The organism is bacterium, from assembly GCA_030247525.1.
Classification (GTDB): domain Bacteria; phylum Electryoneota; class JAOADG01; order JAOADG01; family JAOADG01; genus JAOTSC01.
The window spans coordinates 19,843-28,753 of the sequence record JAOTSC010000025.1 but is presented as its reverse complement, the minus strand read 5'-3'; the positions used below and the strand labels follow the sequence as shown (position 1 = coordinate 28,753).

Annotated in this window: 9 protein-coding genes; 6 read left to right on the top strand and 3 right to left on the bottom strand. The window is 45.4% G+C overall.

What is annotated here, in order from left to right:
• Positions 1-905: patatin-like phospholipase family protein (locus tag OEM52_04065; protein MDK9699311.1), on the bottom strand; the 905-nt coding region annotated here is incomplete at its 3' end.
• A 240-nt stretch (positions 906-1,145) separates the two neighbouring features.
• On the opposite strand from OEM52_04065, the gene OEM52_04060 reads away from it, so the two are divergent.
• Positions 1,146-2,471 carry a hypothetical protein gene (locus OEM52_04060; GenBank protein ID MDK9699310.1) on the top strand — a complete coding sequence of 442 codons (1,326 nt, stop codon included), beginning with the start codon at positions 1,146-1,148 and terminating at the stop codon, positions 2,469-2,471.
• A 136-nt stretch (positions 2,472-2,607) separates the two neighbouring features.
• On the opposite strand, the gene OEM52_04055 is transcribed toward OEM52_04060, so the two are convergent.
• Together OEM52_04055 and OEM52_04050 are read right to left on the bottom strand one after the other, a co-directional pair.
• Complete coding sequence (locus OEM52_04055; protein ID MDK9699309.1) at positions 2,608-2,760, bottom strand: lmo0937 family membrane protein; 153 nt, start codon at positions 2,758-2,760, stop codon at positions 2,608-2,610.
• A 21-nt stretch (positions 2,761-2,781) separates the two neighbouring features.
• Complete coding sequence (locus tag OEM52_04050; GenBank protein MDK9699308.1) at positions 2,782-3,951, bottom strand: OmpA family protein; 1,170 nt, start codon at positions 3,949-3,951, stop codon at positions 2,782-2,784.
• Positions 3,952-4,739: 788 nt separating this feature from the next.
• On the opposite strand from OEM52_04050, the gene OEM52_04045 reads away from it, so the two are divergent.
• The 5 genes from OEM52_04045 to OEM52_04025 all read left to right on the top strand — a co-directional run bounded on the left by OEM52_04045 (position 4,740) and on the right by OEM52_04025 (position 8,890).
• Entirely contained in the window at positions 4,740-5,468 is a 729-nt protein-coding gene (locus OEM52_04045; protein ID MDK9699307.1) for a TetR/AcrR family transcriptional regulator, read from the top strand.
• A gap of 229 nt (positions 5,469-5,697) precedes the next feature.
• A complete protein-coding gene (locus tag OEM52_04040; protein ID MDK9699306.1) occupies positions 5,698-6,543 on the top strand; it encodes a TetR/AcrR family transcriptional regulator in 846 nt (281 codons plus the stop codon).
• Between the two features lie 476 nt (positions 6,544-7,019).
• Positions 7,020-7,205, top strand: a complete 186-nt coding sequence (locus tag OEM52_04035) for a CsbD family protein (GenBank protein MDK9699305.1) — start codon at positions 7,020-7,022, stop codon at positions 7,203-7,205.
• A gap of 149 nt (positions 7,206-7,354) precedes the next feature.
• Positions 7,355-7,807 carry a hypothetical protein gene (locus OEM52_04030; protein ID MDK9699304.1) on the top strand — a complete coding sequence of 151 codons (453 nt, stop codon included), beginning with the start codon at positions 7,355-7,357 and terminating at the stop codon, positions 7,805-7,807.
• Positions 7,808-7,816: 9 nt separating this feature from the next.
• Positions 7,817-8,890 (top strand): zinc-dependent alcohol dehydrogenase family protein, encoded by a 1,074-nt coding sequence (locus OEM52_04025; GenBank protein MDK9699303.1) that lies wholly within the window; start codon positions 7,817-7,819, stop codon positions 8,888-8,890.
• Positions 8,891-8,911: the final 21 nt, after the last annotated feature.

The window sequence follows — 8,911 nt, the reverse complement described above, 5'->3', positions numbered from 1 at the left end:
ATTGCTAACTCAGCCTTATCGAAATCTAATGTGGAGATGTCTGAGATATCCGGTTCGATTAAGAGATCACACAAGGAACGCTGTTTCAGAGACGAGGTTGCATCATTGTAATTGAAACTCTGGTTGATTACGTCGATTACGCTTTTCAATTGCGCCGGATCGACTCTTTCACCGCCGACATCGACTCCTATGACATTAGTCGCGCCGAGGTCAATCGCATCTTCGACGGGGAAATTTCTAGCAATACTACCATCTACCAGCAGTTTGCCATCGATTTCCACAGCGGTAAAAATTCCTGGAATGGCGAAACTTGCACGCATCGCTTCGGGCAAAAAACCCTCTTTCAAAACGACAACTTCGCCGGCACACAAATCGGTAGCAACACAGGCAAATTTGCGGGGGAACATGGTAAACACAGTGTCATCGTGAACATGCCAAGTCATGCGATTGAGAACATTTCCGAACCGCTGCCCGGACAGATAACCGGTTGGAAGTTCGATGCCGGTTTTTCCAAACGGTAAAGAAATTTGATACCGATCACTGTACTGCTTCAATTCCATTGTGAGGTCGCGTCTTTCCGGCGAATCGTCGAGATAACGATTCCAATCGGTCGTCACTACCAGTGTCTCAATCTCGGCAGGGGTGTAACCAATCGCATATAATCCGCCTACGATTGCGCCCATGCTGGTTCCGGTAACAATATCGACATCGACACCTGCCTCTTCCAGAACTTTCAATACGCCAACATGAGCAAACCCCTTCACACCACCGCCGCTCAGGGCGAGTCCGATTAGTGGACGAGTGGTTTCGGAAGTTTTCGAGTTGTTGTTGTCGGCAAAGCAATCGTCGAAAGGGAATGCGACTAAGATAAGGACAAAAAAGAAGATGAGAAGGAGTAGTTTCATACGTATATATATTGTACGAGACTTTTTGAAGCTACTGAAAAGCATCTACATAGTATTCACGATCATACACAAACTCAGGTACTCCTTCAAACGCAAAATCAAAGTTGTACAGATAAAGGTAAAAGATTGGCATTTGTACCGAGAAGTCATGCTGAAATTTCTAAATGGACCAACCTGCTTTTGTAAAGGCGGTTTCACCCGAAACCGAGCAACTCCTGCACGAAAGGAGAACTGCCTCCCATGAAATACCAAAACGTTATCATACTGTTCCTCTGTTGCCTCTTACTCATTCCACCGTATGTAGCATTCGCAAAGAAACCAACTCCGAAGCGACCGCCGCCAACGAGCTTTCACATCGATAAAATCATCATCGTTGGTACCGAGACGACCAAACCTGTAATAATTCTTCGCGAACTGCTAATTCAAGAAAATCAAGACGTCGATGCGAGCAAAATCGAAACTGATCGTCTCCGTCTTATGAATCTTCAACTCTTCAATCGGGTCGATATTTTTCCGATGAAAACATCAGATAGCACAGCACTTGTGATTGCAGTAACCGAGCGGTTTTACATACTTCCTTTACCTTATGCAAATTGGATAGGTCCAGAATCCAAAGATTACGAATATGGTTTTCGTTATTCGCAGAATAATTTTCGCGGAATGAACCGGAAAATAATGGCGTCGGCATGGAGCGGTATCACGAAAGGCTTCGTGTTTGTGTATTCTGACCCGTGGTTGACTTGGACAAACGGGTATGGCTACAGCGTCCAACTCGGCTATTCGACGTCTCAGGAAGCAGTATCCGAAGAAAACGCAAAACAAAAGAACGAGCGTTTCATCGCTTTAGGGAGCGTTTCGAAACGGTATACGCCTCAACTATTTTCGCGAGTCTATCTCGGGGTGCAGCGTATGCGTATGCAAAAAAGCTTGACTCTCAGTAAAAAATATTATGATGAGATGCTGTTAGGAAAAATTGAGATGATTCAGGATCGACGAGACCTAATCGAACTTCCACATCGCGGCGATTACTTTAATCCCTGGATAGATTTGACTTTGTTCAAAGAACCGGCAAAAATTCGCTCAATCTTTGGTATTGATTTCCGGCAGTACCTTCCACTTTCCCCGGATTGGACGCTATCGGCACAAGCAACCGGTCTCGGAGTGTCTGGGGTTAGTCCACGTTACATGCAAACGACACTCGGTGAGGAAATGACGGTTCGCGGGAATCCCGATGTGGAAGTAGATGGCGATTATTTAGGGAAGGTCGCCGTCGACCTTCGTTATCGTCTTATTCCAACTCAATATTGGGATTGGTTTGGCGCTCCAAAACGAATTGCAAAGTACACTCGAAACTTAAAGTACGGAGTTTCAGTAAGTGGTTTTTCTGAAATTGGGCAAGCTTGGATAAAACAACAACGATTTTTTGGCGAACGGTATTACTGGGGGTATGGGGTCGCGATAACTTTAGCGATGCCATTTGTTGATGTGTTTCGAATCGATTGTGGTCTCAATCCCGGTGATAAATTTGTACCCAACTTCAAGGTGTCTATTCGTGCAGGGCTGTAGGATTATATCCACCGTGTGTTACAGCAGCGAACCGAAAGTGGATGTTGAAACATCCTCGACCCACCGCAGAGCACAATAAAAAAACGCGTCCCTTTCGAGACGCGCTTTTCCCTCATCATCACTCTTTGTTCCACGATTAGAGAATATCTTTACGTCCCCGAATCAATCGAACCAAGACCACGATTATCGCTATCACCAACAAAACATGAATGAATCCGCCGATGGTGTAGGATGAGATTATTCCCACCAACCAGAGCAAAATCAAGATGATAATAATCGTCCACAACATGTTTCACTCCTTCTACCAATGCTACTCGACGTAGAACTCAATACGGCGATTCAACGCACGACCATCATCGGTTTCATTTGTCGCGGTTGGCTCAGTTTCACCTTTGCCAGCGACTCGCATCCGATTAGCGCTGATACCTTTTCCTACTAACCAATCTTTGACTGCCTGTGCCCGTTCCAGCGACAGTGTTTGGTTGTATTCGTTACTTCCAACGTTGTCGGTATGTCCGGATACAATGACTGTAACATTCGGATTGGCAACCAACGAAGCCCGTGCTTTTTCAAGTACCCATTCCGATTCCGAACGAATGCTCGCCTTGTTAAATTCAAAAGTGATCCCTCGGAGGATAACCTTTTTTCCCTTTTCGAAAATGAAAACGGTTTCGTTTTTCAAGTCTTTTCGTAGTTGTTCAATGAGTCGAAGATCGGCGGCATGATTCATACTGTCGCGCAATGCGTTCAGTTTCGATACGCTCGTCATACTATCGCGCATCGCCTTCATTTCGCTAATACGATTCACACTGTCGTTCTTAGCTTTTTGCCTGGCTAACTCAGCATTCTGTTGGCGTTGACGCTCTTCATCAATTAACCGGGCATCGCGCTCGCGTTGCGGATTTCTAACGACGCTGGTGTAAACTAATCCAACCATGATATCAAAGAACCCGCCATTTTTCTTGCCAGTGAAGTTGTTGACCGAGCTCGAGCCACCGGGATTAACAAATTTGTCGGATAACGACAGATTGTATCCCGCATTAATGTCGAACATCAGTTGGTCGCCAAGCTTGGTTTGCAGACCAAGACCGGCGGGGATAACGGGAAGCCAATCGGATGAGTTGTATCCCATATCCTTCGTTGCGCCAACGCCGGCATAGAAGTAGGGGAACATCTGTTGCATCTTCATCGGCTTGAGTAAAAATCGGAAGTCACCCATTAGGGTTTGAGTATCATACCGTCCACTCGCTTCCAGTTCGGTGTAGGCTAATCCAATTTGGATTGCCAAATCCTGGGTTAGTCCTTTTTGAACAAAGCCACGAATTTGCGGAACCCACACTTCATCTTCTCCAGCGTTATCGCCTCTGGCTCCACCCGCGGCTACTCCAAATCCCCAACTGGGACTAATAAACTGTGCATTGGCTGGGTTGAATGCGCAAAGCAACAACGCCAATGATGTTATGAGAATTACAAACTTCATCGGAACACCCCTTTCATGAGTGTGCTGAACTTCTGGTTGGCGAACCAATCCGGAAGGTTTCAGGCTCCTCGCTATCTGATGAGGGCGGCGAGGAATTTCGGTTGATCGACTGTCGAAGCAGTAAGGTTCTCAACCTAGAAGATTACCGCACTATTCACGATTTGTGACTTCGTCATTCCGTATATTGTAGCTGATAATTAATTAGCTAACCGAAATGACTTTGCTGTTGATTGAAAAACACTACTTGGTTGTTGGTTTGTTTGATAAACGACAGAAACTTCATCATGATATCACTTTGTTGTTGTCGTATGATTGTGTCGTGTGATTTAGTCCTAAGACACTGTCATACGACAATATAGCTCTACTTCTCGCAAAAGCAAACGATTTGACAGAAAATAGTTAATTGTTTGATTATACAGAGGTTATTAAGTATGATGAGAAGAATCCGGTATACCGGAGGTGTGTTTCACTCGTTTCTTTGTCTCATTTCGAGGATAACGCAACGAGAAGAAAATCTCACATCGGTTTTTTTTTAAGATATGATGAAGATAAAATCACACATCAAGAAAAATGATCTCACTTTTTTATTTAAGAGGGGTAGAGACATCCACATAATATTCGAAAGCCAAAATCTATGCTACGAGAGGTCTCTTGTTGCCATTTTGTCAAGTCCGACTTGCCTTACAATGTGTGAGTTACTACATTCAAGCGACACTGTCGGACGATTAGCAAAATGTTCAAACAGTAGTGCGTAAAGAATGCAAGATTGGTAGTAGGAGTACTTTACAATGCCAGCTTCAAAAAACAAATCAACAACCAGTAAACCATTGAGTCAGGCAACAAACTCAAGTAATGTCGCAGAAATGCGTGAAAGTTTTAACCGCACAATACTTCCCCCCGATAATAACACACCCCGTGGTCAGATTTTTTTAGCCGCAACTCGCTTGTTTGCCGAGAATGGTTTCAAGGGTACCAATACCCGCGCCATAGCACAAGCCGCCAATGTTAAACAGGTCATGATCCATTACTACTTTGGCAGCAAGGAGCAACTATACGAGACCGTGTTGAGATTTGAAGGCATGACGATGTTGTTGGTGATTTTTGATGAAACTCTCGAGAACAAATCATCCGAAGAAATGTTGATCGATTCAACAATCCGATTGATGACGGTACTGCACGACAATCCACTTTGGTCGTTACTGCTTCGTCGGGAAATCGCCGATGGGGCAGCTCATTTAAGACGAGCTTTACGAGAAGTAAACACCCATGGTCCCCTGGGTGGTAATCATCATTTTCATGATACGTATCTGGAGGCAGTGAAAACAGGTAAAGCCGTCGATCTTCCCATTGAAGCGGTTCGGGAATGTTTGTTAGCCATCGGATACAGCGCGATTTATTTGGCACCGCTGATCTCTGTGATTAACGAACGTGACATTCACGACGAAACGGTGTGGGAGGAATGGAAACTCACACTATGTACGATTCTGAAGCGGGGCTTACTTACCAATAAAGGATAATCCGTTCATCTTTACCCATTTTGACAAATGAAGGTCGCTTACCTCCTCATTAAGCGACGTATCTACATAAATATCAAATAGATATAAAATAGCTGAGATTCCATTTAGGTTTAGGGATTTTTGTAGTATATTGTCGTATGACTGTGACGTGCGGTATAGTCAAATGGTAGTGTAGAGGCGTATCACGTATTAGAGTTGTTCGTTTTTCAAGGAAATGAGGTTGAGCGAGATGAGAGCTAATATTGAAAACCAACCGGAAGTGTATCCTGAAGAGAACCCATCGGAGCCAAAAATTGATGGAGATGGATATATCGATGGACAAGGAAACATCGTGAAAGACCGAGATCAAATTGATTCGCACAATGTGAAAGACCTAACTAATATTGACATAGCAAGTCATTTGATTCCACCAAACCCTCGAACTCCGCGGGGACAGATTTTCATGGCAGCTTCGCGATTATTTTCAGAGTACGGTTTTCGCGGCACGAACACGCGCGCAATCGCAAAGGAAGCTGGTGTAAAACAAGTCATGCTGCATTATTACTTTGGCAGCAAGGAACACCTCTACGAAGCCGTTTTGAAATACGAAGGGGTGTCGATGTTGGCGGTCATTTTTGGTGAAAATCCGAAAAAAAAATCTCCCGAGGAAATGCTAATCGACTCGCCGATTCGACTGATGACAGTATTGCATGACAATCCCCAATGGGCTTCTTTGCTGCGCCGTGAAATTGCCGATGGCGCTGTTCATTTGCGAAAAGCGCTACAAGATGTTTCAGAGCACGGTCCGCTCGGAGCGAATCTTCACTTTCACGATGCCTACCAAACCGCCGTACGAACTGGAAAAGCAATCGACTTACCAATTGAAGCAGTGCGTGAATGCTTGTTGGCGATTGGTTACAGCGCCATCTATCTCGCGCCACTCATTTCAATGATCAACGAAAGAGATTTTCATAGCGAAGTGGTTTGGGAAGAGTGGAAACTAACGTTGAGTACAATATTGAAACGGGGTTTACTGATTCTCCCGGACGAACCGAGTTTGCTACCGGAGCCAATCCTGGCAGCAGTAGTTACATGATGTTTGAGTAAGAAGCTCATTTGTAAGCACTTAACTCTACGTTAGTTAGAGATTCAAGGGAAAAGTGTTTGCATTGGGAAGAATTTGAGTTATCTTGTCATGTGACAGTGTCTAACGAAAATATATCGAATGGGTCGTCTGACAGTGTCGTGTGAAAAGGTGTGAGTGAGTCAAATGATTATGTTGTGCGAAATGATATCGAATGGGTCAAATGACAGTGTCAGATGATAGACGGAAACGCTGCTTCCAAACAAATCGAGACTGGAAGTTGGTTAACCACCGACAAGGAAAAGGAAAGAGGGTATTATGGCGAATGAACCGGAAACAAAAAGTCGTTATGGCTTCTTTGTCATATTCATCGCTTTCGCAAGAGCCATTTGGTACGTCGTCAGTTTTGTTTTCAAATGGCGTGCCACCACCAAGAAGAATGTATAACCGGCGTATGTCCGCCACCGTTGCAAAGGGAGTGAAGCACCATGAACAAGTTAAGTATTAAGGGTAACTGGAATGAAGTCGCAGGCAAGCTGAAACAAAAATTCGCAAGCCTGACCGATGACGATCTCCTCTTTGAAGAGGGGAAGGAAGAGGAGCTGTTGGGGAGACTGCAAAAGAAACTCGGTAAAACCGAAGAGGAAATTCGCGAGACAATTTCAAATAGCTGAGGAACCATTGTGCAAATATCGAAGTGAGCGCTGACCCTGCTTTCATGAGTTTGCACAAGGTTCCCGGCTTATCCGAGGGAATCGCGAGGATCGAATCGAAGCAAGAAACATGTAAACCGGTTGCCGATAGCAATCGACAAGGAGAAACCATGAGTACCCAGAAAGTAACACTGTATTTGGTTGCTGGAATGTTGTCGCTAAGCCTGCTATTCGGCTGCTCGCGTTCCTCGGATCAAAAAGTTGCCGATGCCAAAGCAAATGTCACCGAAGCCAAGCAAACGGAAAAAGATGTCGTTGCCGAGGCTGCCGCCCAAGCAGAGTGGCTGAAGTTCAAAACCGAGTCAGCGGCAAGAATCGAAACGAACCATCAAAACGCCGTTGCCTACAAGGCGAAAATGACGACCGCTAACGGTAAGCAGCGTGCGCAATACAACAAAATGATCGATTCGCTCGAGCTGAAAAACGACCGACTGAAAGCAAAGCTTGACGAATACAAGGACGATGGGAAGTCCGCATGGGAAAAATTTCGCAGCGAGTACAACCACGACATGGACGAACTCGGTGCGGCGCTGAAGGATTTCACTGTCGAAAACAAGAAGTAGGCATTGGTTATGAAAGCGCTTGTTTATCACGGACCGGGTGAATATGCCTGGGAAGAAAAAACGAATCCGGTTGTGCGTAATGCAACCGACGCAATTGTTGCAATCACGCACACCACAATCTGTGGAACGGACTTGCATATCCTGAAAGGCAATGTTCCCGAAATCCATGGAGGTTTGACCCTCGGTCATGAGGGTACCGGAGTCGTTACTCAAATCGGAGCGAGTGTTACCAGTTTCAAAGTTGGCGACAAGGTGTTGATCTCGTGCATTACTTCCTGTGGAAAATGCGATCCATGTCGTAAGGGAATGTTCTCACATTGTGAGGTCGGTGGTTGGATTCTCGGGCATCTCATCGACGGAACTCAGGCGGAATATGTGCGGGTGCCTTATGCCGACACAAGTATGTATCACATTCCCGAAGGAGTTAATGAGGAAGCGTTGGTCATGCTGAGCGACATACTGCCAACCGGTTTCGAGTGCGGTGTTCTCAATGGTCATGTGACACCAGGTGACATAGTGGCAATCATCGGTTCCGGACCCATTGGTCTTGCCGCGTTGCTTACAGCACAATTCTATTCTCCCGCGCAAATCATCATGGTCGATCCGGATCAGAATCGTCTAAACACTGCTAAAGTCCTCGGTGCAACGATGCTGGTTCAAAACGACAAAGGAAATGCGGTTGCGAAGATCATGTCCCATACTAATGGTAAAGGAGTTGATGTCGCGATCGAAGCAGTCGGTGTAGCAGCGACGTTCGAGATCTGCCAGGGAATCGTTGCCGATGGCGGACACATCGCAAACATTGGCGTACACAGCAAGAGTGTAGAACTGCATCTCGAAAAACTGTGGTCAAGTAACATTACCATAACTACTCGATTGGTCGACACTGTGTCAATTCGTGTTCTGATGAAAGCAGTGCAATCGGGGAAACTGCAACCACAACAACTAATCTCACATCGATTCGTGCTCAACGATATCATGAAAGCATACGAAACATTTGGGAATGCCGCACGTGAGAAGGCACTCAAAGTAATTCTTTCGAAGCCGTTAGAGTTGGAGCAGAAAACTGTCGTCACAGCTTGAACGAATGGATCGTAAGAGTTG

Excerpts from the sequence above, each read along its gene's own strand:
- OEM52_04035 (MDK9699305.1), top strand. The coding sequence starts at position 7,020 with ATGAACAAGTTAAGTATTAAGGGTAACTGGAATGAAGTCGCAGGCAAG.
- OEM52_04050 (MDK9699308.1), bottom strand. The coding sequence starts at position 3,951 with ATGAAGTTTGTAATTCTCATAACATCATTGGCGTTGTTGCTTTGCGCA.
- OEM52_04030 (MDK9699304.1), top strand. The coding sequence starts at position 7,355 with ATGAGTACCCAGAAAGTAACACTGTATTTGGTTGCTGGAATGTTGTCG.
- OEM52_04055 (MDK9699309.1), bottom strand. The coding sequence starts at position 2,760 with ATGTTGTGGACGATTATTATCATCTTGATTTTGCTCTGGTTGGTGGGA.
- OEM52_04025 (MDK9699303.1), top strand. The coding sequence starts at position 7,817 with ATGAAAGCGCTTGTTTATCACGGACCGGGTGAATATGCCTGGGAAGAA.
- OEM52_04040 (MDK9699306.1), top strand. The coding sequence starts at position 5,698 with ATGAGAGCTAATATTGAAAACCAACCGGAAGTGTATCCTGAAGAGAAC.
- OEM52_04060 (MDK9699310.1), top strand. The coding sequence starts at position 1,146 with ATGAAATACCAAAACGTTATCATACTGTTCCTCTGTTGCCTCTTACTC.
- OEM52_04045 (MDK9699307.1), top strand. The coding sequence starts at position 4,740 with ATGCCAGCTTCAAAAAACAAATCAACAACCAGTAAACCATTGAGTCAG.